We start from the raw sequence: 24,128 nt of genomic DNA on the forward strand, positions 1-24,128 counted from the left end.
CTGAACACGACAAGGCCGCGCGCACAAAACCCGTACGCGCTGCAAAGATCATCAGGGAGTGCCACATGAAAATAGCCATTATCGGCGGCGCCGGCTTCGTCGGCAGCCACATAGCAGAACACCTTACCCGTGACGGCCACGCGCTGACGCTGGCCACCCGCAACCGCGAACGCCACAAGGCCACGCTGATCCCGCTGCCGCACGCCGAGCTGCGCGAGTGCAATGTGCACGAGCCGGCTCAGCTGGCCGCGCTGCTGGCCGGCCACGACGCCGTGATCAGCATGGTGGGCATCCTGCACGGTAGTCGCGACGCCTTCGAGCGCGCCCACGTGCAGCTGGTGGAAAAAATCATTGCCGCCTGCCAGGCAAGTGGCATTCGCCGCCTGGTGCACATCAGCGCACTAGGCGCCAGCGAACAGGCCCCCAGCGACTACCAGCAAACCAAGGGCAAGGCCGAACGGCTGATCGAAGCCAGCGGCCTGGACTACACCATCCTGCGCCCGTCGGTGATCTTTGGCGCCGGCGACAACTTCCTCAATATGTTTGCCAAACTGGCTGCTACGGCGCCATTTCTGCCGATTGGCGGTGCCGATACCCGCTTTGCCCCGGTATGGGTAGACGACGTCGCCCGCGCCGTAGCCGCCAGCCTGGCGCGCCCGGCCACCGTTGGCCGCAAGCTGGACCTGGCCGGCCCCGGCACCTACATGCTGCGCCAGCTGGTAGCCTACGCGGCCAACCTGTCCGGCCACCCGCGTACCATCATCGCTCTGCCGGAATGGGCCGCCATGCTGCAAGCCACGCTACTGGGCCTGCTGCCCGGCCCCGCCTTGCTCAGCGCCGACAATGTGCGCTCGCTGCGGGTGGATAACGTCAGCGAGCAACCCTTCCCCGCCGCGTTGCTGGGCTTTACCCCCACCGCGCTGGAAGCGGTAGCACCGTTCTATCTGGGCGAGCAGGAATGCAACCTGACGCTGGACCGCTACCGCGCCAGGGCCGCCCGCTGATGAAGTGCTATATCGTCGGCGGTGCCGTGCGCGACCGCCTGCTGGGCCTGCCGGTAAAAGACCGTGACTGGGTGGTGGTAGGCGCCACGCCGGAAGCCATGCTGGCGCGCGGTTTCAAGCCGGTGGGCAAGGACTTTCCGGTATTCCTGCACCCGCACACCCACGAGGAGTACGCACTGGCGCGCACCGAGCGCAAGGTTGGCCGCGGCTACCACGGCTTTACCTTCCACGCCGCGCCCGACGTCACGCTAGAAGAGGACCTGATCCGCCGCGACCTCACAGTCAACGCCATCGCCCAGGACGACGACGGCACGCTGATCGACCCCTACGGCGGCGTGGCCGACGTACAGGCCGGCGTGCTGCGCCACGTCAGCCCGGCCTTTGCCGAAGACCCGGTGCGCATCCTGCGCCTGGCGCGCTTTGCTGCCCGCTTCGGCTTTACCGTGGCACCGGAAACGCAAGCACTGATGCAGCAGATGGTGGCCAACGGCGAAGTAGACGCACTGGTGGCCGAGCGCGTGTGGCAGGAACTGGCCAAGGGCCTGATGACCGACAGGCCGTCGCGCATGCTGCTGACCTTGCGTGACTGTGGCGCCCTGGCGCGGCTGCTGCCCGAAGTGGACGCGCTGTTCGGCGTACCGCAACGCGCCGACTACCACCCGGAAATCGACACCGGCGACCACGTGATGCGCGTGCTGGACTACAGCGCCAGCCAGGGCCAGCCGCTGCCGGTGCGTTTTGCCGCGCTGATGCACGACCTGGGCAAGGCGCGTACGCCGGCCGACGTCCTGCCGCGCCACATCGGCCACGAACCGCGTGGCGAAGCGCCGCTGCTGGCGCTGTGCGAACGGCTGCGCGTCCCCGCCGAATGCCGCGACCTGGCACGCATTACCGCGCTGTACCACACCAAGGTGCACACGGCCTTTCAGCTACGCCCGGACACCGTACTGGGCCTGCTGCGCGACTGCGACGCGCTGCGGCGGCCGGAACGCTTTGCCCAGCTGCTGGCCGCCTGCGTGGCCGACGCCCGTGGCCGCCTGCACTTCGAGCAGTGCGATTACCCGCAGGCCGGCTACCTGGCCGCCATGTTGGCCGCAGCCCAGGCGGTGGATGCCGGCGCAGTAGCCAAAGCCTGTACCGACAAGAAAAACATCGCCCAGGCCGTGGACGCCGCCCGTGTAGCTGCCATCGCCCAGGCCAAGAAAACCTACCCGCACCCGGCATGACATTCACCACACTCCCCGCTACGCTGATGCGTGGCGGCACCAGCAAGGGCTTGTTCTTCCGCGCCGACCAGCTACCCGACGACCCGGCCCGCGTACAGGCACTGCTGGTACGCGCGCTGGGCAGCCCCGACCCGTACGGCGGCCAGCTGGACGGCCTGGGCACCGGCATTTCCAGCACCAGCAAGATCGTCATCATCGGCCCATCGCAACAGCCAGGCTGCCACGTGGACTACCTGTTCGGCCACGTGGCCATCGCCGATGCGCTGGTAGACTGGTCCGGCAACTGCGGCAACCTCAGCGCCGCCGTACCGGTGTTTGCGCTGATGCAGCAACTGGTAGCCGGCGCCCCGGCCAACGGCCCGGTGGCAGTACACATCTGGCAAGCCAATATCGGCAAGAAAATCATTGCCGAGCTCACGATGCAGGACGGCGCACCGGTATGGTGGGGCGACTACCGGCTGGACGGCGTCGCCTTCCCCGCCGCGCCGATCAAGCTGCGCTTTCTGGACCCTGCCGGCGGCGCCAGCGGCAAGCTGTTCCCCACCGGCCGCCCGCGCGATACCCTTGCCCTGCCAGACGGCAGCACGCTGGACGCCACCTTGATTGACGCCGGCAACCCTACCGTGTTCGTGCGCGCGACCGACCTGGGCCTGCGCGGTGACGAAACCGGCCACGCGCTCAGCCCCGAACAGCAACAAAAGCTGGAATGGGCGCGTTGCGCCGGCGCGGTGATGATGAAGCTGGGGCCGGACGCCGACACCATCCGGCGCGAACGCCCGGCCACGCCCAAGATCAGCTTTCTGTCCCCCGCCAGCCAGGCCGGCTGCGCCGTGACCGCCCGTATCGTCTCGATGGGCCGCCTGCACCACGCCTACACCGGCACCGGCGCCATCGCGCTGGCAGCTGCTGCCGCCATCAAGAACACGCTGGCGGCCGAGCTGTGCGGCGCCCCGGTACGCGGCCAACCTTTCACTTTTGCCCATGCCGGTGGCTGCCAGACGCTGGAAGCCATCGTGCAACGCCACGGCCGCAGCTGGCAGGTAAGCGAGGTGGTGATGACACGCCACGCGCGGCCACTGATGCAGGGCACGCTGTACATACCGCAGCAGCCTTGAATAGCACTGACAGCAGCAAGCCAAACCCCCTGCCACTCACGTGGGCAGGGGGTTTGTTTTGGCACCAGGCCAGTCGCCCTGGGCAGCCGGCTGTAGCGATGCCGTTTAGTCGCGGAAGATAAACTGCCCCTGGGCATCACGCCGCGGCATGGCCATAGGGTTAAAGTCGGGGAAAGCCAGGCTGCGCACGTGCCAGGTCAACAGCAGGGTCAGCAGGGTCATGACGCCCTGCCCCAGCGCCCAGCCCCCCTGTGGCAGCTGCGACACCAACTGCGGCAGCTGGATTAGCGCGTACAGGATATACACGTTGAATGCAGCCGCAATCCAGCGCGAAAACCCGGCGGCAAACGCAGCGGGCACCAATGCCGAAAACAGCGCCATCCAGACCCCCTGCCCGCCCAGTAGCTGGCCATTCTGGTAGCCCACGCCCAGTGATAGCAGGGAAAACCCCATCATCACCGCGATGAGGGTGTGATTCTTTACCTGATACTGCCGGCGGCGCGCCGGCGTGGCCGTGGCGGCCAACAAATAGGCCAGCTGGCCAGGGTTGGCCGCACTGGCTTGCAGCTCACTGTATATCGCCTGCTTGCTTTGTCCCTGGGCCAAGGCCTGGTCAATGGCTTGCTGCATTGCCTGTTTCTTCATGATTCTGCCTCTTTTCAATAGCCATCATTGTGCCATAACTGTGCAATTGCCCGCCAAAGCAAAGCTATGCATATAGAATGACTGTGAATTTCAATGGCGGATGCTTATACTAAGTTAACCGCCTCAGGGGAAACCGCCATGCCTTTCCATATCCTTATTGCAGAAGACAGCACCAGCCAGCGCGAGGCTCTGGCTGCACTGTGCCGGACGCTACCGGACGTTGAAGTGCACGAAGCCTCGGATGGCCGCTGGGCCGCCCAGCTGGCGCGCAAACTCACGCAACTGGATCTGGTGATTACCGACATCAATATGCCGGGCATGGATGGCATAGAGCTGATCCAGCAGCTATCGCGCCATGTGCAGCTGCCATCGCTGCTGCTATTGAGCGGGCATGTGCCCGAGTTGCTGTCCAACTGCATGCGCGCGGCCGAGGAGCTGGGCTTTGCCAATATTGCCTACCTGGCCAAACCTTTCGAGGTCGATACCCTGCTACGCGAGGTGCAACAGCTACTATTACAGCGCCAGGGGCCGGGTACGGCCGAACACGCGATTCCGCTGTCCGAGATTTTTACCGGGCTGGCGCATAACCAGTTCTGTGCACACTTCCAGCCCATTTACAACCAGCATGAACACCGAGCCGTACAGGTCGAGGCGCTGGCACGCTGGCAGCACCCGGCCTATGGCTTGCTGGGGCCGGCCAGTTTCATCGACCGGCTGGAGCATGAAGGCTTTATCGTGCTGCTGACCCGGCGCATCGTGCAAACCAGCCTAGACTTGCTGACCCGCAACCCGTGGGCACAAGACCTGCGGCTGTCGATCAACCTGTCGCGCGGGCTACTGGACGATGCCGAGTTTTTTGACTGGCTGATCAAAGAGGTCGAGGAGCGGCAGATACCGCCACGGCAAATCGTACTGGAGATTACCGAGACCATGGCGTTCAGCAACCTGGGGAATACGCTGGCGGCGCTGCTGCGCCTGCGCATGCGCGGCTTCGAGCTGTCGCTGGACGATTTTGGCGCCGGGCACACCAACCTGGAACAGCTGAAAGACCTGCCGATTACCGAGCTGAAGCTGGACCGCTCGCTAATCAAGAACATCCACCAGGCGCACCGTACGCAGAGCATCCTGGACGGCATTATCCGCATTGGCCAGCAGCTGCAGTTACGCATGGTGGCCGAAGGCATAGACAACCCGCACGACCTGGCCTATCTGCAAGGCCGCTACCCCGAGCTGGAACTGCAAGGCTTTTATCTGGGGCGGCCGGTGGCTTCCAGCGAACTCTCCTCGCACCTAGGTTACGCCAACCGGCCTGCCAGCGCCTGAGCCACGCCGCTTCGCCAGAAAACAAAAAACGGCCCGCAGGCCGTTGGTATATTGCAAGCGTTTAGCCGGCTGTCCGCCTTGGCAGCCACAATACATCTGGCACCTGGGCAGCCACATTCAGGTGCCGCGACAGGATGAACAGCACATCAGACAGGCGGTTCAGGTACTGGCGCGGCAAGGCTGGCATGGTATCAAACTCGCCCAGCGCCACCACACTGCGCTCGGCACGGCGACATACAGCCCGGCCCTGATGAGCCACTGCGGCAGCACGACACCCGCCAGGCAAAATGAACTCCTTCAGCGCGGGCAATTGTGCGTTCCATTCGGCGGCGTGGTGTTCCAGCATGGCCAGCTGGGCCTCTTGCAGTGCCTGGTAACCTGGCACGGCAAGCTCGGAGCCCAGATCAAACAGATCGTGCTGCACCTCGGCCAGGAAGGCATCCACCCCTTCCGGCAGGCTCTCGCAACGCAGCAAACCGATAATGCAATTGAGTTCGTCAACATCACCCAGCGCGTGAATACGGTCGGCATTCTTCGACACCCGGCTACCATCACCCAGGCCGGTAGTACCTGCATCACCACCACGCGTGATAATGCTGGACAGGCGGTCAGTCATCAAACTTCCTTATTGTGGCTGGCCGCTTCGTCCAGCGCTTCGCGCAGCGAGGCGCGCAGGGACTCGGCCAGCATCATGTCAAAATCTTCTTTCAGCTGCTTCATCACACCGGCCATCAGCTGCTTGGCCTGCTGCTCCAACGCATCCTGCATCCATAGCGCCAGCTCCACTTTCATGCGCGGCAACACGCGGGCGTAAAGCGCCTCGATCAGGGCGTCTTCATCCAGCCCGGCCGCTACGGTAGAAGCGACGGGGGCCTGGCTTGCCTCTGTCGGCATGGCCTGACCCACGGCTTCAATGTGGATATCGCTTTCGGATAACACCGGCACGGACTGCGCCGGCACCTGCACCGGGCTGATAACGGCAGCAGGTGCGGCCAACTCGTCGGCCACCAGTGGCTGACGCCGCACGCGGATAACCTCGGCGATCACCGGCGGCGCCTCAGGCTCGCGGGCATCCGGCAGCTGATCCAGGTCTAGCGGCGGCTCTGCACCCAGGTCACGCGCCCATGCCAGCTCGACTTCTTTATCACCCGCATGGAAACCGCCACCAGCCAGTGGCCAATCGCCGCCTGGCAGCTTGCCGGCAGGCTCGCCCAGCGTAGCCGCTGGCGACACCGCCGCCGCTGCCAGGCCCAGCCCCCCACCCAATACACCCATGGGCAGACTATCCAGCGAAATGCTCTGCACGGGTTCGGGCACGGCCGGCTCCGGCAACGCCGGCTCGTCTGCGGCCAACTCCGCCTGCGCCACCTGCAGCCAGGCGGGTACCGGTTCTACAGCACGACCTAGCTCACTATTGATCTGATCAAACGTACTGACGGGCTCGGCGACTGCAGACAAATCTGGCACCGCAGGGCTATAGGCAGGCGCGGCCTCTTCGACCGGCTGACTCATCACCGGCAGGTCGCCAGCATGCACCATCGGCTCCGGCGCGGCGGGCTGCGTGACAAGGTCGGCTTCTACCACGACTTCATCCTGCACAGCAGTGCCCGCTACCTCTGCGCCAAAGGCCGACTGCACCACCGGCTCTTCCACAGACAGCCAGGCATCATCCGCAAGCTCGGCCAGCGTTACCGGGCTGGGCGGCTCGTCGTGCGGCGCCGCAGGCAGCGGTGGCTGCACTGGCTGCAGACCCGCCAGGATGTCGTCAATCGACATCGCCAGGCTAGCGGCCGGCTCATCTGGTACGTCCCACGGCAAGGCTTCAAACGCGGAGGCGGCTGGCTGTTCTGGCAAGGTGGCCTCGGCTGGCAGCTTGGCCGCATCATTGGCCAGTACCGCATCGGCGCCGGCCATGCCCCATGCAGCATCAGTCAGCAATGGCGGGCTGCTTTGCAACACGGGAGAAGCATCAGGTTCGGGCTCCAGTACCGGCACGGCATTCAGTTCGGCCAGATCGGCTGCTGGTACGCTTGGCGGCTCCCAGGTGCTGGCCCATTCGTCGTCGGTAGACCCCGCAGCAAAGACTTCTGCTTGCGGGGCGATAGCGTCGTCGGCCTTGCTGAGGAATGCATCCAGCGGCAGCTCCGGCAGGTCTGCCGGCTCATCAAAATCGTCCAGCTGGGCAGCAAACTGGTCCAGCGTAGCCTGATCCGCCTGCAAGGCATTTGCCTCGGCGATAGCAGGCACATCAGCCGGCAGCTCGCTGGCACTTGGCATCACAGGCTCGAATGTGGCACGGGCAAAGAGCGCCCCGAGTCCGTCGCTGCTGCCTGCAGCCGAAGGAGCACCGGCCTGCGGTACATCGTCCAGCTCGAAAACAAAATCATCTGCGGGCTGGGCGGTATCAGGCAATGCGCTGGCCTGGGGCGAATCGCCATGATGGCGATCCAGACCCGGCAAAACGTCATCAAGGGACAGCTCGGTCGGCAGGTCGACTTCCAGATCCAGCGATGGCAGGCGCTCTATCAACTGGCTGGCATTGAGGCTGGCTTGCTCGGCATCGCCCAGATCCTCACCCAGTACATCATCGAGCGAGAGTTCGTCCGGCAGGGTCAGCTCGGGCGGCGCATCGTCAGGCAGAACCTGCGCCAACGCGTCCAGCTCGGCAGAAAAATCGTAGGCGGGGATATCCAGCACCGGAATCGCTTCTACCTCTACCACATCGGTCAGTACAGGCAGGTCTTGCGGGTTCCAGCCCTGGTCGGGAGTCGGGTTTGTCATGCGGCATCACTCATGTCGTGATGGTGAATATCAAAGCCCAGGTCGAGGTAGGCACGGTAGCGTGTACGCGCTACTGCCCGGGAGGCCTCCTCCTGGCTAACCACTTCCAGAATACGGGAAAATCCCGCTGGGTTGACAGGCATTTTTTCACCCAGGTTCAATAAAACTGTCGGGCCGGCAGGTATATCGAAATGGGTGGCGAGCCAGATACGCGACGAAGATGCCTCGGCGGCGTTCCACTCGCAATGCGCAATGAAACTGGTATCGCCAAAAGACCAAAGCGCCCGGCTAAAAGCCTGCAGCGCCTGGTCGTCAGGAAGAACGACCAGCAGCCGTTCTTCCTTGCGGTATACAGTTTGTGCCGCACGGCAGGCAAAAGCCTGCACATTGGCGACACCTGTATAAAAATCAATCCGCGTCATCTTCAGTCGTTTCTACCACTTCACGACGGGGACGGCCGCGGCGTACCACATTACCCAGGGCGATGTCGGCGCGGTCTTGCAGGAACTGCACCAGCATTGGCACCGGGCGACCGGTAGCACCTTTGTCCTTGCCACCACGCCATGCGGTACCGGCGATATCCAGGTGAGCCCAATCATAAGCTTTGGCAAAGCGCGACAGGAAGCAGGCGGCGCTGACGCTGCCACCGGCACGGCCACCGATATTGGCCATATCGGCAAACGGGCTCTTCAGCAGTTCCTGGTATTCGTCCCACAGCGGCATGTGCCAGGCGCGGTCGCCTACCTCTTCACCGGCAGCCCACAGCTCTTTGGCCAGGCTGTCCTGGTTGCTGTACAGGCCGGTAGCAATGTGGCCTAGCGCTACCACGCACGCGCCGGTCAGCGTCGCCACGTCTACCACGGTAGCCGGGTTGAAGCGCTCGACGTAAGTCAGCGCATCGCACAGTACCAGGCGGCCTTCGGCGTCGGTGTTCAGCACTTCGATGGTCTGGCCGGACATGGAAGTCACGATATCGCCCGGCTTCAGCGCACGGCCGGACGGCATGTTTTCGCAGGTAGCCACCACGCAAATCAGGTTGAGCGGCAGTTTCATTTCGACAGCGGCACGGAAGGCACCGATCACGGCAGCAGCGCCACCCATGTCGTACTTCATTTCGTCCATGCCCTCGCCCGGCTTCAGCGAAATACCACCGGAGTCGAAGGTCAGACCCTTGCCTACCAGTACGATAGGACGGTCGTTTTTGTCTTTGGCACCAAAGTGTTTGAGCACCACGAAGCGCGCTTCTTCGTCGCTGCCTTTGGCCACGGACAGGAAGGAATGCATCTTCAGCGCATCCAGCTCGGCCGGGCCCATTACTTCGGCCTCGGCACCAAAAGCCAGCGCCATGTCGCGCGCAGCTTCGGCCAGATATACCGGCGTGCAGACGTTGCCCGGTGCGTTGGCCAGATCTTTGGCCAGCTTCATGCCGGCAGCAATGGCCTGGCCACGCTGCTGACCGCGCTCGCCGTCGGTCAGGTCGCTGCGGCGTGGCACAGCCAGCGTCATCTTGCGCGGCTCGCGCACTTCATCCAGGCGCGACTTGAACTTGTCAAAACGGTACAGGGTATCCAGCGTTACCACGGTGGCCTGCTCTACCATCCACTCCACATCGTGCTTCTTCACGTGCAGTTCGGACAGGTAGCTCACCACTTCGTTGGACTGGGTCGCGGCCAGGGCTTTTACCGAGGCGCGGATGGCTTCACGGTACTCTTTGGCACGGAAGTCCCGCTCTTTACCCAAGCCCACCAGCATGACGCGGTCACACAGGGTATGCGGCACGGAATGCAGGATCAGGGTGGTGCCCAGCTTGCCGTCCATGTCGCCACGCTTGAGCACATCGGTAATGAAGCCGTTCGATATGCGGTCAAGCAGGTCGGCAGCAAAAGACAGCTTGCGGGTTTCGTAAACACCGACCACAACGCAGGCTACGCGCTGTTTTTCCGGGCTTCCGCTTTTAATGTTAAACTCCATGCAACGCTCCACCATGTGTGTTTGGTTCATCAAGACATACGTTCTGGCAGGCTTTTGGCCTGACCGGAACCGGCCGACAAGCCTTGATTTTCTGGCCGACAACCATTCAGGTTAACCTTTCCAATTATCACTATCCTTTTGACGAATTGTCAAAAACGGGCCTGTTTTATGCTTTTTCAGAAAAGCCTTACCCGAGAGCTGACTTATACCAGTATCGGGGTGTTTTCCATCTTGCTCGCCATTCTGCTGAGCACCCAAACCATCAACATGCTGGGCCGCGCCGCACAGGGGCGCATCGCCAGCGATGCCATTTTTGCGCTGATCGGCTTCTGGTCGATCGGTTTCTTCCCGGTACTGATGATTCTCACCATCTTCGTCAGCGTTATTGTCACGCTTACCCGCATGTGGCGCGAGCATGAAATGGCTGTCTGGATGGCCAGTGGCAAATCGCTCACGGATTGGGTAGGGCCGGTATTGCGCTTTGCGCTACCGCTGTCATTGCTGATTGCCGTCGGCACGACGGTGATCGAACCGTGGGCAGTGCAACGCAGCAAGGAGTACGCCGAAACCCTGAAACAGCGCGAAGAAATGACCGCACTGTCGCCCGGCGTGTTCAAGGAGTCGCGCAGCAGCGACCGCGTGTACTTCATCGAAAGCTACTCGGTACTGAGTGGCGCCACCCGCAATGTGTTTGTACAGAGCATCAAGGCGGGCGAGGTGTCATCCATTTTTGCCAAGGCAGGCCAGCTCAGCACCGACAAGGACGGCAACCGCGTGCTGATCCTTGCGCATGGCAGCCGCTACACCGGCGAGCCGGGCTCGGGCGCGTTTGAAGTGGCCGAGTTCGAGCACTACACACTCAAAATCAGCGATACCGAAAAGATTGTCCGCCCGGAGCTGGATAGCGAAACGCGGCCAACCTTGCAGCTACTGGGCAGCAGCAACCCGGCCGACCGCGCAGAGCTGGCATGGCGGCTATCCCTGCCGCTTTGTGCACTGATACTGGCTGTACTGGCCATTCCGCTGAGCTACTTCAACCCGCGAGCCGGCCACGCTTACAACCTGGTTTTCGCACTGGGCGCCTACCTGGTGTACCAGAACCTGATGTGGCTGCTACGCGACGCCATCGGCAGCGGCAAGCTTTCCAGTGCGCTGGCCATCCTGCCCGCGCACGCCGCCATGCTGGCACTGGCTGCCGCCCTGTTGTACTACCATAACCGCCCTGCCGAACCCTGGCTTACCCGTATGAAACGATTGCTGCGGAGGAAGTCCGCATGAGCATGCTGCGCAACTACCTGCTGACACGCTTCACCACCGCCACGCTGTTCACGCTGGCCTGTTTGCTGGGCCTGTACGGCTTTTTTGACGCCATTCGCGAGCTACCCAATGTCGGCAAAGGCAGCTTCGATTCCGGCACCTTGCTGATGTACACCTTGCTGCAAACGCCTGGCCACGCCTACGAGCTGATGCCGCTGGCCGTACTGATCGGCGCCATGGTAGCCATGTCGCAACTCTCCAGCACCTCCGAGTACACCGCCATCCGCACGGCCGGGGTGTCGCTGGGGCAGATTGCACGCATCAAGCTGCTGTTCGGCGTAGTCATGGCGATCGCCGCCTTGTTACTGGGCGAGTTTGCCTCACCACTGGCCGAAAAAAATGCCGAAAAGATAAAACTGCAGGCGACGCATTCGCTGGTGGCGCAGGAGTTTCGCTCCGGCCTGTGGGTGAAGGACGACAATAACTTTATCAACGTAGGGGAAATGCTGCCCGACAACACCCTGCTGGGCGTCCGCATCTACACCTACGACCAGGACTATCGCCTGGTCATGACACGCCACGCCGAGCGCGCCCAATACCAGCCCGCCAGCAAAACCTGGCTGCTCAGCCAGGTGCGCCAGTCCGAAATCCTGCCAGACCAGATCAAGGTTGGCCGCATGGCCGAGCAGACCTGGCGCTCTGTTATCCAGCCGGACATCTTGTCTGTACTACTGGTGGTGCCGGAGCAGATGTCCGCCATGGACTTGATGACTTATATTGAACACCTGCGTACCAATAATCAGAAAACGCAGCGCTACGAAATTGCCCTGTGGGGCAAGCTGTTCTACCCGCTGGCCTGTATTTCCATGGTGATGGTGGCACTGGCTTTTACACCGGTCTCCGGCCGCCACAACGACCTGGGCATCAAACTGTTTTCCGGCATCTGCCTGGGCATTGCCTTTCACTTTAGCAACCGCTTATTCGGCCACCTAGGCCTGCTGTACAACTGGAACCCTATAGCCTCTGCCACGCTGCCTACCCTGCTCTTCCTGATGGCAGGCCTGATAGCCCTGGCACGACAGGAGAGACGATGAGTACGCCAGACCAGACACAACAATACCGCCGCTGGCGCCAGGCGCTGCAGCAAGGCCGCGAAGCACTGGCCACGGAGTACCGCGAAACACGCAATGCGCGGCAGTATCTGGTCCGGCACGGGCTGCTGGTAGACGGCATCATCCGTTCGGCATGGGAGGTGCTTGGCATGGGCCAGCGCGCCGCCCTGCTGGCGGTGGGTGGCTACGGCCGCGGCCAACTCTTCCCCCATTCTGACATCGACCTGCTGCTGCTGCTGCCAGAAACCACCTCGCACAATCTGTCCGGCTTTGTGGAAACTTTTGTCAGCGCCATGTGGGATATCGGGCTGGAGGTAGGCCACAGCGTACGCACCATCAGCGAGTGCCTGAGCGAGTCGCAGCTCGACATCACGGTAGAAACCACCCTGCTGGAAAACCGCCTGCTGGCCGGCAATATCACGCTATATCACCAGCTGAACCAGACAGTAGAAAAGCACCGTGACCCGATGCGCTTCCTGGAAGGCAAGCTGCTGGAACAACAGCAGCGCCACAACAAGCACTTCGGCGTCACCAGCAACCTGGAGCCCAACGTCAAGGAAAGCCCGGGCGGCCTGCGCGACCTGCACACCATCCTGTGGATCAGCAAGGCTATTGGCCTGGGGCAAAACTGGGACAGCCTGGCCCGCAACGAGATTCTCACCGCCTCCGAGGCGCGGCTGATTCATTACAGCGAGCGGCAGCTGGAGCAGATCCGCATCGACCTGCACCTGGCCGCGCGCCGCCGCGAAGACCGGCTGATTTTCGACCTGCAGCAGCAGGTAGCCACCATGAGCGGCCTGGAAGACGACAAGGCCAAGCGCGCCAGCGAACAGCTGATGCAGCGCTTTTATAAGTCCGCCAAAAACGTCAGCCAGCTCAACGGCATCCTGCTGCCCAACCTGCGTGCCCGTCTGCTATGCGACGTGCCGCGCATCACCCAGCAGCTGGACGAACACTTCTATAGCGTCAATGGCCTGCTGGGCATTTACGACAGCCAGGTGTTCGAGCGCCAGCCGTCTACCATTCTGCGCGCCTTCCTGCACCTGCAGCAGCACGAACTGGGTGGCATGGCCCCGCGCACCCTGCGCGGCTTGTGGCACGCGCGGCGCCAGATCAACGACCGCTTCCGCCGCGACCCGGAAAACCGCCAGCTGTTCATCCAGCTATTTCGCGCCGGCGGCGGGCTTACCCGCACCCTGCGCCGCATGAACTTGTACGGCGTGCTGGGCAAGTACCTGCCGGCGTTCGGCCGCATCATGGGCCAGATGCAGCACGACCTGTTCCACGTTTACACCGTGGACGAACATATCCTGATGGTAGTGCGCAACCTGCGCCGCTTTGCCATACCAGCCTTCAACCACGAATACCCGCTGCTGTCGCGCCTGATCCACGAGTTCGACCGCCCGGAGCTGCTGTACGTAGCCGGCCTGCTGCACGACATTGCCAAAGGCCGCGGCGGCGACCACTCCGAGCTGGGCATGGTGGACGCAGCCCAATTCTGCGAAAACCACGGCATTAGCGGCGACGACCGCGACCTGGTGGTGTGGCTGGTACAGCAACACCTCACCATGTCGAGCGTGGCACAAAAGCAGGACATCTACGACCCGGACACCATCCAGCAGTTTGCCGAACTGGTGACCACCCCCAGAAGATTGGCCGCACTGTATATCCTGACCGTGGCAGACATTCGCGGCACCAGCCCCAAGGTATGGAACGCCTGGAAAGCCAAGCTGCTGGAAGACCTGTTCTACGCTACCCGGCGCGCACTGCAACGCGGCGGCCATGTAGATATCAACTCCGAGCTGGAAGAGCGCAAGCAAGCTGCGCTGCGGCTGATGCGCCTGAATATCATGCCCGAAGGCGCCGAGACCCACTTCTGGCAAAAGCTGGAAACCGTGTACTTCCTGCGGCACGAAGCCAAGGAAATCGCCTGGCACACCCGCATGCTGGGGCGACTGGTAGACACCAAAGAGCCCGTAGTGCGGGCACGGCTATCCGAAGACAAGGAAGGCTTGCAGCTGCTGGTTTACACCCCCGACCAGCCCGACCTGTTTGCCCGGCTGTGCGCTTTTCTGGGCCGCCACAACTACAGCATTGCAGACGCCAAGATCTACACCACACGCCATGGTTACGCGCTGGATACTTTCCATGTGTTCTTGCCAGAACACCACGAAGGCAACTATCGCGACCTGATCAATTTTGTAGAGTTCGAGCTGGCCGCTACCCTGCTGCGGCAAGACCCGATCAGCCTGCCGGCAAAAGGGCGGCTGAACCGGCACCAGAAGAACTTCCCCGTCAAACCGCAGGTACTGATTCGCCCGGACGACAAAGGCCGGCATTTTGTGCTGTCCATTGTGGCCGGTGACAACCAGGGCCTGCTGGCGCGCATTGCCAAGGTGCTGTCCGGCTATCAGGTGAGCGTGGATTCCGCCAAAATCATGACGCTGGGCGGACGCGTGGAAGACTCGTTCCTGCTCTCGTCGCCGCGCCTGTCCGACGACAAAGCGCTGCTGGCACTGGAAGCCGACCTGATCGAAGCATTGCGCGTCTAGCTGCGACACCAGCCCGTGCTGGCCGCATACAAAAAGCCCCTGCAGAGCAAATCTGCAGGGGCTTTTTGCTTTGAGCGCATCACAGCTGCGGCATTATGCTTCGCGCCGGAAATCCCGCGTGAGCTTTTCCATATCGCTGGCAGCCAGCTCCAGTCGCTGGGAGCTATCACAGACTACCTGTGCCGTATTGACGTTCTGCTCGCCCAATGCGGCCAACTGCTCCACCGAGGCTGCAACCTGATGCACCGACTCAGACTGGCTGGCCATCTGGGAAGATAAATTCAGCGAGAAATCACGCGCCTCATCCGCCACCCGCTGCAGGCTTTGCAAATGGCCGGCAGACTGGCGAATCTCGTCGCTGACGCGGCCAACTTCAGCCGCAGACAAGTCCATCTTGCCCGCCACACCGTCGGTAATGGTGACAATGTGCTGCACCAGCCGGGTAATGCTTTCCGTGGTCTGCGCGGTACGTTCGGCCAACTTGCGCACCTCGTCCGCCACCACGGCAAAGCCGCGCCCCGACTCGCCTGCCCGGGCAGACTCAATCGCCGCGTTCAACGCCAGCAAGTTGGTCTGGTCGGCGATCTCGTGAATCAGGTCAGTCATGCCTTTGATCTTGGCAATCGCCGACTCCAGCTCGCCCAACTCGGTCTTGGACTGATTGACCACCGCAACCGCTTGGCCTGCCGTGGCCTCGGCCAGTTTCATGACAGCCTGGCCATCAGTAGCGGCACGGCGTGTCGCCTCGGCACCGCGCACGCTTTCTTCGGTCATGGCCACAATACGGCCCACCGACTCGGTAATCGCCATCATGGATTCGCTGATGTGATTCAGCCCTCCGCCCTGCTCGCGGGCGCGGTCTACCAGCGCCGACATTTCGCTACCCAGCTGCGCTGCCTGCTTGTGCGTAAGGCTACTGGTTGCCAGCGTATCCGCCACCATGGCACGCAGGCTGAGACGCAGGGTTTCCAGGCTATCGGTCATACGCCCGATCTGCCCGCCCAGATTAGCGTGCAATGGCTGCTCCAGACGCCCCTCGCCCAGCGCACGCAAACCACGGTGAATCACAGCCATCGCCTGGGCTTCACTACGACGCCACCAGAACGAGGTAGCACTCAAGCCCACGACCCCCACCAGCGCCAGACCCAGCCGCGGCATATCCTGCAGGCCAGGCACCGCCCCAGCCGCAAACAGCAGGCTGACAAACAGGCCGGTGAGGCCGAAACCAATCTTGCCACTATCTTTACGGCCGGCGTACGCCTTTAACGTAGAGCCCAGCACCGCTTGCTTGTTGCGCACCTGCTGGTATAACGCCTCGGCCGCAGCAACATCCTGCCGGCTAGGCGTACTGCGCACCGAGACATAACCCTGCACTTGGCCACGCACGGTAAGGGGCGTTACGTATGCCTCCACCCAGTAAAAATCGCCATTCTTGGCACGGTTTTTCACGATGCCACGCCATGGCTTACCCGTTTTTACCGTGTCCCATAAATCGGCGAACGCCTCGGGCGGCATGTCCGGGTGGCGGACAATATTGTGATTCACCCCCAAGAGCTCGCTCTCCTCGAAGCCGCTGATGTCGATGAAAGCCCGGTTGGCATAGGTAATCGCCCCCTTCAGGTCTGTCTTGGTAACAATCGGGCGCTGCGGGTCGAGGAACAGCTCATTGGCCGTTACAGGGGTATTGATCTTCATGGCGGATTCTTCTGTGTGTGGTCGCAGAATTCTATCATTTATAAGTGAATACTAATCAAATATACATCTATTGCCATGTGAAACACTTCTCACCGACCGCGTAACGCAGTACATTACTGCTAACGATAATTAATATCAAAGAACATGCCGCCCCTGTCAGACACCCCAGGCTTCGACACCGAAACCCTGCTGGACATCATCGAGCATCAGCGCATTGGCGCCGAGTTCCAGCCCATCAAGCACACTTACACCCTTGACACTATAGGCCACGAGGCACTGGCACGCTTCTATAGACACAGCGGCCAGCCCATACCGCCACAAAGCGTGTTTGCCACCCTGCACGACTCCCCTGTTACCCTGGTGCAGGCCGAGCTGATGAGCAAGCGCTGGCAAATAGAAAGCGCCCCGTCTGACGGCCTGCTGTTTCTGAACCTGGACCCGGATGCCTTTACCGTCAGCAGCGCGGCACCCGACCAGCACCCCATGTTGCAGCTACTGGGTGAGCCAGACCGGATTGTGGTTGAAATCATCGAAAACGCCAGCATCCAGGATGCAGACCGTAGCATGTGGCTTGCCCAATGCCTGGCAGAGCGCGGCATACAGACCGCACTGGACGACATAGGCGGTGTCGGCACCATGCTATCGCTACCGATTTTGTGCAGCGTGGACATATTCAAATTCGACCGCCACTGGCTGCAAGCCATCCATCAGCCGGCACAAAGGCGCATGCTGACCATGCTGCTGCGCTATGCAAAAGAAGAAGGCAAAAAAACCATTCTGGAAGGAATAGAAACGGAAGAAGACCTGGCTATTGCCAGACAATTGGAAGTGGATTACGTACAGGGTTATTTATTCAGACCTGAATTTATCAATACGCGGGTCTGAAAATATAGCGGCCAACCTTTGCAAGTTGGCCGCATGGTTTTATCGCGCTACGACAATCAATTCAACCTGGCGAAGGGCAGCAATATCTTTACCGCCAGCATAGCTGATAGACGATTGCAAATCTTCTTTCAACTCGACCAGCACACGCCCCATTCGGCCTTTATATTCAACCAGGATTTTTTTACCTTCTACGTTTTTGTATTCACCCTTGTTGAATTGCGAGGCACTGCCAAAGTATTCCTTGTAGTGTTTTCCGTTTATTTCCACAATCTCGCCCGCAGATTCATCATAACCGGCAAATAAGGAACCCGCCATCACCATGGTGGCGCCGCAGGCCAGTGCTTTGGCCACATCGCCGTGCTCCACAATACCGCCGTCAGCAATCACCGGTATGGTTACTGCCGCGGCACAATCCTGCACCGTGGAAATCATCGGCCGATGGAAGCCGGTTTTGTTCTTGGTAATGCACACACGCCCGCCGGCAATGCCCGCCTTGATGGCATCGCAACCCCATGCCTGCAAGTCACGCGCCGCTTCTGCCGTCGCGATATTGCCACCAATCAGGAAACTGGCAGGGAACATCTGCTTGACCAGCTTGATCATGCGCTCGGCCTTGACGCACCACGCATTGGCAATATCCAGGGTGATGTATTCCGGCGTAAGGCCTGCGTCTTTCAGGGCCTGAAGCTGCTCGATAGTATCGTCATTCACACCAACGCTAATCGAAGCAAACAAGCCTTTTTGCTGCATATCGGCTACAAATGCAACGGTATCCACATTAAAGCGGTGCATGGTGTAAAACCAGCCTTGTCGGGCGAAATATTCACACGTTTCAGCATCGACAACACTTTTCATATTCGAGGCATACAACGGCATATCAAAACGCCGCGGGCCAAACTGTACCGAGGTATCACACTCTTTACGGCTATCCACAACAGTTTTTCGTGGTACCAGGTAAACATCGCCATAGTTCAATTCGGTCTTGTGCATGATGCGCTCCATCTATTTGGGGTGACATGCCGCCGTTCCGGATAGCGACATAAATATGGGGGCCCCAAAAATAAAAGCGGAAGCCAATGGCTCCCGCTTGCATTTATCCCTGCGCTTGCCTCCGCAGAGGGCGCGCACAAACATTTCAAATCTACAGCTCAAGCACCCTAGTGTCAACCACAAAAGACAATTTCTTGCCGCCAGCCGTCATGTTCAATTGTCCAGCCAGTCGATAATGCTTTGCCAGGCTTCACGTTCCTTGCTGGCGCGGGCCGGAGGCAGGTCGAATAGTGTCTGGCCCATGGCAACGGCCTGGACGTATAGCTGGGTATTACGCAAATAGCCGATCACCGGCACCCCCAGCCCGTCTAGGAATTGCTGCAGATCGCGCGCAGACTTGGTGCGCGAATCAATGCGCATCCCCACCACGCCGACAAAGGCCTTCTGCTTGCGCACTGCCTTCTCCTGCAGCAGCACCTCAAAAAAATCACGGCTGGCCCACATGTCAAAAGGAGACGGCTGGATGGGCACGATGACGCGATCCACCTTGGCCACCAGTGCGGCCAACTTCTTACCATGCAAGCCGGCGGGGCTATCCAGCACAATAACCTGCGTACCCTTCGGCGGACGAGCCGGCTCCCCTGCCACCACCTTCCAGCCGTCAATCGGTGGCAGTGCCTCATCGCGACACGCCAGCCAGGCCAGCGAAGACTGCTGGCGATCCACATCGCCCAGCATGATGCGCGTGCCCTGCGCGGCATAAAAACCGGCCAGATTGGTAGACAAGGTCGATTTGCCACTCCCCCCCTTGGGGTTGGCCACCAGTATCGAATACGCCATAAATACTTTCTGCTATGCAAGCTGCGCACCCCGTAACGTGCACCCTACTGCCTGCTGGTTTATGCTGCGAAGTCCAAACTGATCATGATTTTGCCATGACAACACCTGCCCGCCCCTTTGCCGCCCTGCTGTTCGATATGGATGGCCTGATGATAGATACCGAGGCGCTGTCCGAGCGCGCGTGGCAGCAAACTGCTGCCGAGCAGGGCATCCCCCTGAGCCACGCGCAACTGCAGATGATGGTGGGGCTATCCACCGAACGCTGCCTGCAGTACCTGGCCGACACCCTGCCTGACGGACATGATGTGCAGGCTTTTGGCCAGCTGGCACGGCAGCGCTACCACCAGATGCTACACCAGGAAGAGATCCCGCTTAAGCCCGGCATACTTGATCTACTGGACTGGTGCACCAGGGAAAACCTGCCGCGCGCCGTAGGCACGGCCACGCAACGCTCACTGGCAGACCTCAAACTGGCGCGCACTGGCTTGCAACGCTATTTCACCCATACCGTAGCCGGCGATGAAGTAGCACATAGCAAGCCGGCCCCGGATGTCTACCTGCAGGCCGCCACGCTGCTGGGCGTTGCACCCGCAGACTGCATCGTGCTCGAAGACTCGCCGCATGGCGCCCAGGCTGCGCTGGCCGCCAATATGCGAGTCATCATTATTCCCGACCTGGCACCACCGCCTGTCCATATAGCAAAACAGGCCCTGGCGGTGTGCCAGGACCTGTATGCAGCACAGGCCTTGCTGGCAAGGCTGATTTAACCGTCGGCATTAATCCGACCAATCAGCTCACCCAGCACCGCAACGGCCTGCTCGTTCTCAACCTGGCAGGTACCGGCGGCTTCGTGGCCGCCACCACCGTATTCCAGCATCAACGCACCCACATTCGTCTTGCTGCTGCGATCCAGGATGGACTTGCCGGTGGCAAATACCGTGTTTTGCTTGTTCAGGCCCCAAAGCACGTGAATGGAAATATTGCACTGCGGGTACATGGCGTAGATGGCAAAGCGGTTGATCGGGTGGATCAGGTCCTCTTCACGCAGATCCAGCACTACCAGGTTGCCGTGTACCGTTGCGCAGCGCTCGATCTGCTCACGCGCTTTGGGCTCGTGCTCGAAATACAGCTCAACCCGCTCTTTGACATCAGGCAAAGCCAGAATTTCTTCGATGGTATGATTACGGCAGTACTGGATCAGATCCATCATCAGCGCGTAGTTGCTGATACGGAACTCGCGGAAACGCCCCAGCCCCGTGCGCGCATCCATCAGATAGTTCAGCAACACCCAGTCTTTGGGTGCCAGAATTTCGTCACGGCTGAATTGCGCGGCGTCTGCCTTGTCAACCGCCTCCATCATATCGTCGCTGATACTGGTAAAACGCGCTTTGCCACCATAGTAGTCGTACACCACACGGGCTGCCGATGGCGCATCGGGGTCGATCACATGGTTGGTGATTTCACCGGTGTTACGCAAAGTCTCGGAAAAGTGATGGTCAAACGCCAGATAAGCGCCCGGCACGTAAGGCAGGTTGGTAGTGATATCTCGACTGGTGATCTCCACCTTGCCGTCCTGCATGTCTTTCGGGTGGACAAACTTGATCTCGTCTATCAGATCCAGCTCATTAAGCAGTACAGCGCAGACCAAACCATCAAAGTCACTGCGGGTTACCAAACGATACTTTTCATAGGCCATAATGGATCTCCAGCTTGAAGCCGTATTAATCAGGCGAACAGCCCATAATAGCGTGCCGGCTGCATTTTGCGCGCAGGAAATCAGCATATTCACCATGCCGCCGCCAACATCGCATTGAAATTTCCTTGCCATTCATCCACTTCGCTGCAGCACGCAGCACGACACTGCCGTGATAGCTGCAACCTAAATGATGCACAGTTGGGCAACAGGCTACGCAACGACGACGATTGACGCCGAATGAACGAAAAGCCTGCCCCATTGTCACACTTGTCTTGCATTTAGCCTGCCCCCATAATCCTGCACATGAAATTTCTCTCCGACCTGTTTCCAGTCATCCTGTTCTTTGGCTGCTACTGGCTGACCAAGGACATGTTCCTGGCCACCGGTATCGCCATTGCCGCTACCACAATCATGGTGGCGCTGACCTGGTTCAAACACAAAAAAGTGGAAACCATGCAATGGATCAGCCTGGGGCTGATCGTCGTTATGGGCGGCGCCACACTCTTGCTGCACGACAAGCATTTCATCATGTGGAAGCCTACCGTGCTGTACTGGCTGATGGGCAGCGGCCTGATCATTGGCCAGCTCACCGGACGCTTCGGCATGAAGAGCCTGATGGGCAGCCAGTTACAGCTGCCTGACGCTGTGTGGAAAAAGCTGAATCTGGCTTGGGCGGCCTTCTTTCTGGTCTTGGGTGGCATCAACCTGTTTGTTGCCTTTACCTTCAGCGAAGAAACCTGGGTGAGCTTCAAACTGTTTGGCGGCTTCGGCCTGATGATTGCCTTTGTCATTGCGCAAAGCCTGTACCTGTCGAAATATATTGAGGAGACACCTTGATGCTGTACGCCATTACCGGCCAGGACGTTGCCGACTCGCTGGCTCAACGCATGGCCGCACGCCCTGCCCACCTGGAGCGCCTGCAAGCACTTCAGGCGGAAGGCAGGCTGATACTGGCCGGCCCTTTTCCTGCCGTAGACAGTAACGACCCTGGCACTGCAGGCTTCAGCGGCAGCCTCATCGTCGCCGAATTCGCCAGCCTGCAAGCGGCACAAAGCTGGGCAGACGCCGACCCTTATGTTGCGGCCGGCGTCTATGCCTCGGTTAGCGTCAAACCATTCCGCAAAGTATTGCCTGCATGAGCATTATTGACACCATGCAAGCGCGGCTTGCCGTATTGGCACCAAGCCACCTGGACATCCAGGACGACAGTGCATCCCACGCTGGCCACGCCGGCGCAGGCTCGGGCGGGCACTACGACGTGTTGATCGTATCAGCCGCTTTCAACGGCAAAAATCGCGTGCAGCGCCAACGCCTGGTCTACCAGGCACTGGGCGACCTGATGCAAAACGGCATCCACGCCCTTGCCATGCGCACCCTTACTCCAGAAGAAATCTGAACATGACCACATTGAATAAAGCACTGGGCATCAGCCTGCTCTGCTTTGCGGCCAACCTTGCCGCAGCCGCCCCTATTGCTACCGTCAACGGCACCGTTATCGACCAGACCGTACTGGATAAAGCCGTCAGCCAAATCGTTAACGCCAATGGCGGCCGGGTACAAGACAGCCCGGCCCTGCGCGAAGACGTGCGCCAGCGCCTGATCAACCGCGAACTGGTACTGCAAGCTGCCAACAAAGCCGGCCTTGATAAAAACCCCGAGTTCATTAGCCGCCTGGACGAGGCCCGCAACGATCTGTTGCAGCAGGCATTCTTTGAAGCAGCCAGCAAGAACCGCCCGGTAAGCGACGCCGATGTAAAAGCTGAATACGACCGCTACGCCAGCCAGTTCAAAGACGCCAAAGAGGTTCAGGTACGCCAGATCATTCTTGCCGACGAAGCTGCGGCCAACAAAGCCATCGCCACGCTGAAGAAAGGCGCCAAATTCGACCAGATGGCCAAGGCTCAATCCCTGGATACCGCCAGCAAAGAACGTGGTGGCGACCTGGGCTGGGGTAATCTGGCCGCGATGGAGCCGCCACTGGCAGACGCACTGAAAGCCATTGGCAAAGGCCAGATCAGCGCCAAACCACTGCAATCGCAAATGGGCTGGCACATTTTCAAAGTAGAAGACATCCGCAATGCACAGCCAGTGCCGTTTGACAGCATCAAGGCGCGCATTGCCCAGGACCTGCAGGAAAAAGCCGTGCGCGACGCCGTCCTCGAGCTGCGCCAGAAGGCCAACATCCAATAACCCGAACGGAACAGAACGATGAATACTCGCTTCAAACATTCCCTGATTGCTGCCACCCTGCTGCTAGCCGGCTCCGCCGCCATGGCTGCCCCATCCGTCAACGGCGTAGCCATCAGCCAGCAGCGCATTGATGCCATTGCCCGCATGATGGAAGCGCAAGGCCAGCCGGCCAACCCGCAAATGAAAGAGATGATCACCGACCAGCTGATCACCGCAGAGATTTTGCGCCAGGAAGCCGTTAAAAAAGGCATGGATAAATCTGCCGATTTCCAGGCTGAAATGGAGAATGCCCAGGCTATGGCGCTGGCGAACCGTTTCATCAAGGAACATGTGCGCACCAACCCGATTACTGACGCCCAGATCAAGGCCGAGTACGACAAGGTTAAAGCCGAGTTCCCGGAAAAGAAAAGCTACCGCGCCCGCCATATCCTGGTGAAAACCGAAGCCGAAGCGCAGGCAGTATTGTCTGCCCTGAAAAAAGGCAAACCGTTTGACCAGCTGGCCAAAGAGAAGTCCATCGACCCGGGCAGCAAGGTAAACGGCGGCGATCTGGGCTGGAACGAGCCTGCCACCTTTGTGGCCCCGTTCTCCGAAGCCATGATCAAGCTGGCCAAAGGCCAGGTGAGCGCCACTCCTGTGAAAACCCAGTTTGGCTTCCACATCATCAAGCTGGATGATGTGAAAGTAGAAGCAGCCCCGCCAGTAGACGCACTGCGCCCGCAGCTGGAACAACGCATTCAGTCCCAGCGCATCGAAGCGCTGATCAAGGACCTGAAAGCCAAGGCCAAGGTTCAGCAATAAGCAGCAAGGCCGCGATAGCGGCCCTGCAAAATGAAAAAGCCAGCG

General features: G+C 60.4%; 23 protein-coding genes. 14 read left to right on the top strand and 9 right to left on the bottom strand.

Annotation, left to right across the window (positions count from 1 at the left end; genetic code table 11):
• Positions 1-65: 65 nt before the first annotated feature.
• The 3 genes from LCH97_RS04670 to LCH97_RS04680 are packed head-to-tail and all read left to right on the top strand — an operon-like array spanning position 66 to position 3,345.
• A complete protein-coding gene (locus tag LCH97_RS04670; RefSeq protein WP_227303651.1) occupies positions 66-1,004 on the top strand; it encodes a complex I NDUFA9 subunit family protein in 939 nt (312 codons plus the stop codon).
• A complete protein-coding gene (locus LCH97_RS04675; RefSeq protein ID WP_227305265.1) occupies positions 1,004-2,230 on the top strand; it encodes a multifunctional CCA addition/repair protein in 1,227 nt (408 codons plus the stop codon). Before LCH97_RS04670 ends, LCH97_RS04675 begins: the two co-directional genes overlap by 1 nt.
• Positions 2,227-3,345, top strand: coding sequence for a PrpF domain-containing protein (locus LCH97_RS04680; RefSeq protein WP_227303653.1), 1,119 nt, complete (start codon positions 2,227-2,229; stop codon positions 3,343-3,345). The genes LCH97_RS04675 and LCH97_RS04680 overlap by 4 nt, the downstream gene beginning before the upstream one ends.
• Positions 3,346-3,450: 105 nt before the next feature.
• Here LCH97_RS04680 and LCH97_RS04685 read toward each other — a convergent pair whose 3' ends face one another.
• A complete protein-coding gene (locus LCH97_RS04685; RefSeq protein ID WP_227303655.1) occupies positions 3,451-3,990 on the bottom strand; it encodes a hypothetical protein in 540 nt (179 codons plus the stop codon).
• Between the two features lie 138 nt (positions 3,991-4,128).
• On the opposite strand from LCH97_RS04685, the gene LCH97_RS04690 reads away from it, so the two are divergent.
• Positions 4,129-5,313: an EAL domain-containing protein gene (locus tag LCH97_RS04690; protein WP_227303656.1), complete on the top strand. Its 1,185-nt coding sequence runs from the start codon at positions 4,129-4,131 to the stop codon at positions 5,311-5,313.
• Between the two features lie 61 nt (positions 5,314-5,374).
• Here LCH97_RS04690 and LCH97_RS04695 read toward each other — a convergent pair whose 3' ends face one another.
• From LCH97_RS04695 to LCH97_RS04710, 4 genes are read right to left on the bottom strand one after another with little or no spacing between them, the layout of a single operon-like run.
• Positions 5,375-5,929 carry a cob(I)yrinic acid a,c-diamide adenosyltransferase gene (locus LCH97_RS04695; protein WP_227303657.1) on the bottom strand — a complete coding sequence of 185 codons (555 nt, stop codon included), beginning with the start codon at positions 5,927-5,929 and terminating at the stop codon, positions 5,375-5,377.
• A complete protein-coding gene (locus LCH97_RS04700) occupies positions 5,929-8,094 on the bottom strand; it encodes a hypothetical protein (RefSeq protein ID WP_227303658.1) in 2,166 nt (721 codons plus the stop codon). The genes LCH97_RS04695 and LCH97_RS04700 overlap by 1 nt, the downstream gene beginning before the upstream one ends.
• Positions 8,091-8,516 carry a DNA polymerase III subunit chi gene (locus LCH97_RS04705; protein ID WP_227303659.1) on the bottom strand — a complete coding sequence of 142 codons (426 nt, stop codon included), beginning with the start codon at positions 8,514-8,516 and terminating at the stop codon, positions 8,091-8,093. Before LCH97_RS04705 ends, LCH97_RS04700 begins: the two co-directional genes overlap by 4 nt.
• A complete protein-coding gene (locus LCH97_RS04710) occupies positions 8,503-10,065 on the bottom strand; it encodes a leucyl aminopeptidase (RefSeq protein ID WP_026107873.1) in 1,563 nt (520 codons plus the stop codon). Before LCH97_RS04710 ends, LCH97_RS04705 begins: the two co-directional genes overlap by 14 nt.
• Positions 10,066-10,233: 168 nt before the next feature.
• On the opposite strand from LCH97_RS04710, the gene lptF reads away from it, so the two are divergent.
• Genes lptF through LCH97_RS04725 form a run of 3 tightly spaced genes read left to right on the top strand, consistent with a single transcriptional unit; the run spans position 10,234 to position 14,986 of the window.
• Positions 10,234-11,343 (top strand): LPS export ABC transporter permease LptF, encoded by a 1,110-nt coding sequence (lptF, locus tag LCH97_RS04715; RefSeq protein ID WP_227303660.1) that lies wholly within the window; start codon positions 10,234-10,236, stop codon positions 11,341-11,343.
• Entirely contained in the window at positions 11,340-12,416 is a 1,077-nt protein-coding gene (lptG, locus tag LCH97_RS04720) for an LPS export ABC transporter permease LptG (RefSeq protein WP_227303662.1), read from the top strand. Before lptF ends, lptG begins: the two co-directional genes overlap by 4 nt.
• A complete protein-coding gene (locus LCH97_RS04725; RefSeq protein ID WP_227303664.1) occupies positions 12,413-14,986 on the top strand; it encodes a [protein-PII] uridylyltransferase in 2,574 nt (857 codons plus the stop codon). Before lptG ends, LCH97_RS04725 begins: the two co-directional genes overlap by 4 nt.
• A gap of 93 nt (positions 14,987-15,079) precedes the next feature.
• Here the strand turns inward: LCH97_RS04725 and LCH97_RS04730 are convergent, their stop codons facing one another.
• Positions 15,080-16,681: a methyl-accepting chemotaxis protein gene (locus LCH97_RS04730; protein WP_227303665.1), complete on the bottom strand. Its 1,602-nt coding sequence runs from the start codon at positions 16,679-16,681 to the stop codon at positions 15,080-15,082.
• 144 nt (positions 16,682-16,825) lie between these two features.
• On the opposite strand from LCH97_RS04730, the gene LCH97_RS04735 reads away from it, so the two are divergent.
• Positions 16,826-17,566 carry an EAL domain-containing protein gene (locus LCH97_RS04735; RefSeq protein WP_227303667.1) on the top strand — a complete coding sequence of 247 codons (741 nt, stop codon included), beginning with the start codon at positions 16,826-16,828 and terminating at the stop codon, positions 17,564-17,566.
• 39 nt (positions 17,567-17,605) lie between these two features.
• Here the strand turns inward: LCH97_RS04735 and LCH97_RS04740 are convergent, their stop codons facing one another.
• On the bottom strand, positions 17,606-18,556 hold the full coding sequence (locus tag LCH97_RS04740) for a GMP reductase (RefSeq protein WP_227303669.1): 951 nt from the start codon (positions 18,554-18,556) through the stop codon (positions 17,606-17,608).
• A gap of 213 nt (positions 18,557-18,769) precedes the next feature.
• On the bottom strand, positions 18,770-19,396 hold the full coding sequence (locus LCH97_RS04745; protein WP_227303671.1) for a ParA family protein: 627 nt from the start codon (positions 19,394-19,396) through the stop codon (positions 18,770-18,772).
• A 95-nt stretch (positions 19,397-19,491) separates the two neighbouring features.
• Here LCH97_RS04745 and LCH97_RS04750 point away from each other — a divergent pair, with 95 nt between their 5' ends.
• Positions 19,492-20,163 (top strand): HAD family phosphatase, encoded by a 672-nt coding sequence (locus tag LCH97_RS04750; RefSeq protein WP_227303673.1) that lies wholly within the window; start codon positions 19,492-19,494, stop codon positions 20,161-20,163.
• On the opposite strand, the gene LCH97_RS04755 is transcribed toward LCH97_RS04750, so the two are convergent.
• Positions 20,160-21,092: an exopolyphosphatase gene (locus LCH97_RS04755; protein ID WP_227303674.1), complete on the bottom strand. Its 933-nt coding sequence runs from the start codon at positions 21,090-21,092 to the stop codon at positions 20,160-20,162. The two genes, LCH97_RS04750 and LCH97_RS04755, sit on opposite strands and share 4 nt — an antisense overlap.
• Positions 21,093-21,395: 303 nt before the next feature.
• Here LCH97_RS04755 and LCH97_RS04760 point away from each other — a divergent pair, with 303 nt between their 5' ends.
• Genes LCH97_RS04760 through LCH97_RS04780 form a run of 5 tightly spaced genes read left to right on the top strand, consistent with a single transcriptional unit; the run spans position 21,396 to position 24,083 of the window.
• Positions 21,396-21,929, top strand: a complete 534-nt coding sequence (locus LCH97_RS04760) for a septation protein A (protein ID WP_227303675.1) — start codon at positions 21,396-21,398, stop codon at positions 21,927-21,929.
• Complete coding sequence (locus LCH97_RS04765) at positions 21,929-22,231, top strand: YciI family protein (RefSeq protein WP_227303677.1); 303 nt, start codon at positions 21,929-21,931, stop codon at positions 22,229-22,231. The genes LCH97_RS04760 and LCH97_RS04765 overlap by 1 nt, the downstream gene beginning before the upstream one ends.
• Positions 22,228-22,488, top strand: a complete 261-nt coding sequence (locus LCH97_RS04770) for a BolA family transcriptional regulator (RefSeq protein WP_227303679.1) — start codon at positions 22,228-22,230, stop codon at positions 22,486-22,488. The genes LCH97_RS04765 and LCH97_RS04770 overlap by 4 nt, the downstream gene beginning before the upstream one ends.
• 2 nt (positions 22,489-22,490) lie before the next feature.
• Positions 22,491-23,282, top strand: coding sequence for a peptidyl-prolyl cis-trans isomerase (locus LCH97_RS04775; RefSeq protein WP_227303680.1), 792 nt, complete (start codon positions 22,491-22,493; stop codon positions 23,280-23,282).
• Between the two features lie 18 nt (positions 23,283-23,300).
• Entirely contained in the window at positions 23,301-24,083 is a 783-nt protein-coding gene (locus tag LCH97_RS04780) for a peptidylprolyl isomerase (protein ID WP_017508394.1), read from the top strand.
• The last annotated feature ends 45 nt before the right edge of the window (positions 24,084-24,128 follow it).

This window comes from Vogesella sp. XCS3 (assembly GCF_020616155.1).
Classification (GTDB): domain Bacteria; phylum Pseudomonadota; class Gammaproteobacteria; order Burkholderiales; family Chromobacteriaceae; genus Vogesella.

Bases quoted from the DNA above. Each gene is read 5' to 3' on its own strand.
- LCH97_RS04670 (WP_227303651.1), top strand. From the start codon at position 66: ATGAAAATAGCCATTATCGGCGGCGCCGGCTTCGTCGGCAGCCACATA.
- LCH97_RS04675 (WP_227305265.1), top strand. From the start codon at position 1,004: ATGAAGTGCTATATCGTCGGCGGTGCCGTGCGCGACCGCCTGCTGGGC.
- LCH97_RS04680 (WP_227303653.1), top strand. From the start codon at position 2,227: ATGACATTCACCACACTCCCCGCTACGCTGATGCGTGGCGGCACCAGC.
- LCH97_RS04685 (WP_227303655.1), bottom strand. From the start codon at position 3,990: ATGAAGAAACAGGCAATGCAGCAAGCCATTGACCAGGCCTTGGCCCAG.
- LCH97_RS04690 (WP_227303656.1), top strand. From the start codon at position 4,129: ATGCCTTTCCATATCCTTATTGCAGAAGACAGCACCAGCCAGCGCGAG.
- LCH97_RS04695 (WP_227303657.1), bottom strand. From the start codon at position 5,929: ATGACTGACCGCCTGTCCAGCATTATCACGCGTGGTGGTGATGCAGGT.
- LCH97_RS04700 (WP_227303658.1), bottom strand. From the start codon at position 8,094: ATGACAAACCCGACTCCCGACCAGGGCTGGAACCCGCAAGACCTGCCT.
- LCH97_RS04705 (WP_227303659.1), bottom strand. From the start codon at position 8,516: ATGACGCGGATTGATTTTTATACAGGTGTCGCCAATGTGCAGGCTTTT.
- LCH97_RS04710 (WP_026107873.1), bottom strand. From the start codon at position 10,065: ATGGAGTTTAACATTAAAAGCGGAAGCCCGGAAAAACAGCGCGTAGCC.
- lptF (WP_227303660.1), top strand. From the start codon at position 10,234: ATGCTTTTTCAGAAAAGCCTTACCCGAGAGCTGACTTATACCAGTATC.
- lptG (WP_227303662.1), top strand. From the start codon at position 11,340: ATGAGCATGCTGCGCAACTACCTGCTGACACGCTTCACCACCGCCACG.
- LCH97_RS04725 (WP_227303664.1), top strand. From the start codon at position 12,413: ATGAGTACGCCAGACCAGACACAACAATACCGCCGCTGGCGCCAGGCG.
- LCH97_RS04730 (WP_227303665.1), bottom strand. From the start codon at position 16,681: ATGAAGATCAATACCCCTGTAACGGCCAATGAGCTGTTCCTCGACCCG.
- LCH97_RS04735 (WP_227303667.1), top strand. From the start codon at position 16,826: ATGCCGCCCCTGTCAGACACCCCAGGCTTCGACACCGAAACCCTGCTG.
- LCH97_RS04740 (WP_227303669.1), bottom strand. From the start codon at position 18,556: ATGCACAAGACCGAATTGAACTATGGCGATGTTTACCTGGTACCACGA.
- LCH97_RS04745 (WP_227303671.1), bottom strand. From the start codon at position 19,396: ATGGCGTATTCGATACTGGTGGCCAACCCCAAGGGGGGGAGTGGCAAA.
- LCH97_RS04750 (WP_227303673.1), top strand. From the start codon at position 19,492: ATGACAACACCTGCCCGCCCCTTTGCCGCCCTGCTGTTCGATATGGAT.
- LCH97_RS04755 (WP_227303674.1), bottom strand. From the start codon at position 21,092: ATGGCCTATGAAAAGTATCGTTTGGTAACCCGCAGTGACTTTGATGGT.
- LCH97_RS04760 (WP_227303675.1), top strand. From the start codon at position 21,396: ATGAAATTTCTCTCCGACCTGTTTCCAGTCATCCTGTTCTTTGGCTGC.
- LCH97_RS04765 (WP_227303677.1), top strand. From the start codon at position 21,929: ATGCTGTACGCCATTACCGGCCAGGACGTTGCCGACTCGCTGGCTCAA.
- LCH97_RS04770 (WP_227303679.1), top strand. From the start codon at position 22,228: ATGAGCATTATTGACACCATGCAAGCGCGGCTTGCCGTATTGGCACCA.
- LCH97_RS04775 (WP_227303680.1), top strand. From the start codon at position 22,491: ATGACCACATTGAATAAAGCACTGGGCATCAGCCTGCTCTGCTTTGCG.
- LCH97_RS04780 (WP_017508394.1), top strand. From the start codon at position 23,301: ATGAATACTCGCTTCAAACATTCCCTGATTGCTGCCACCCTGCTGCTA.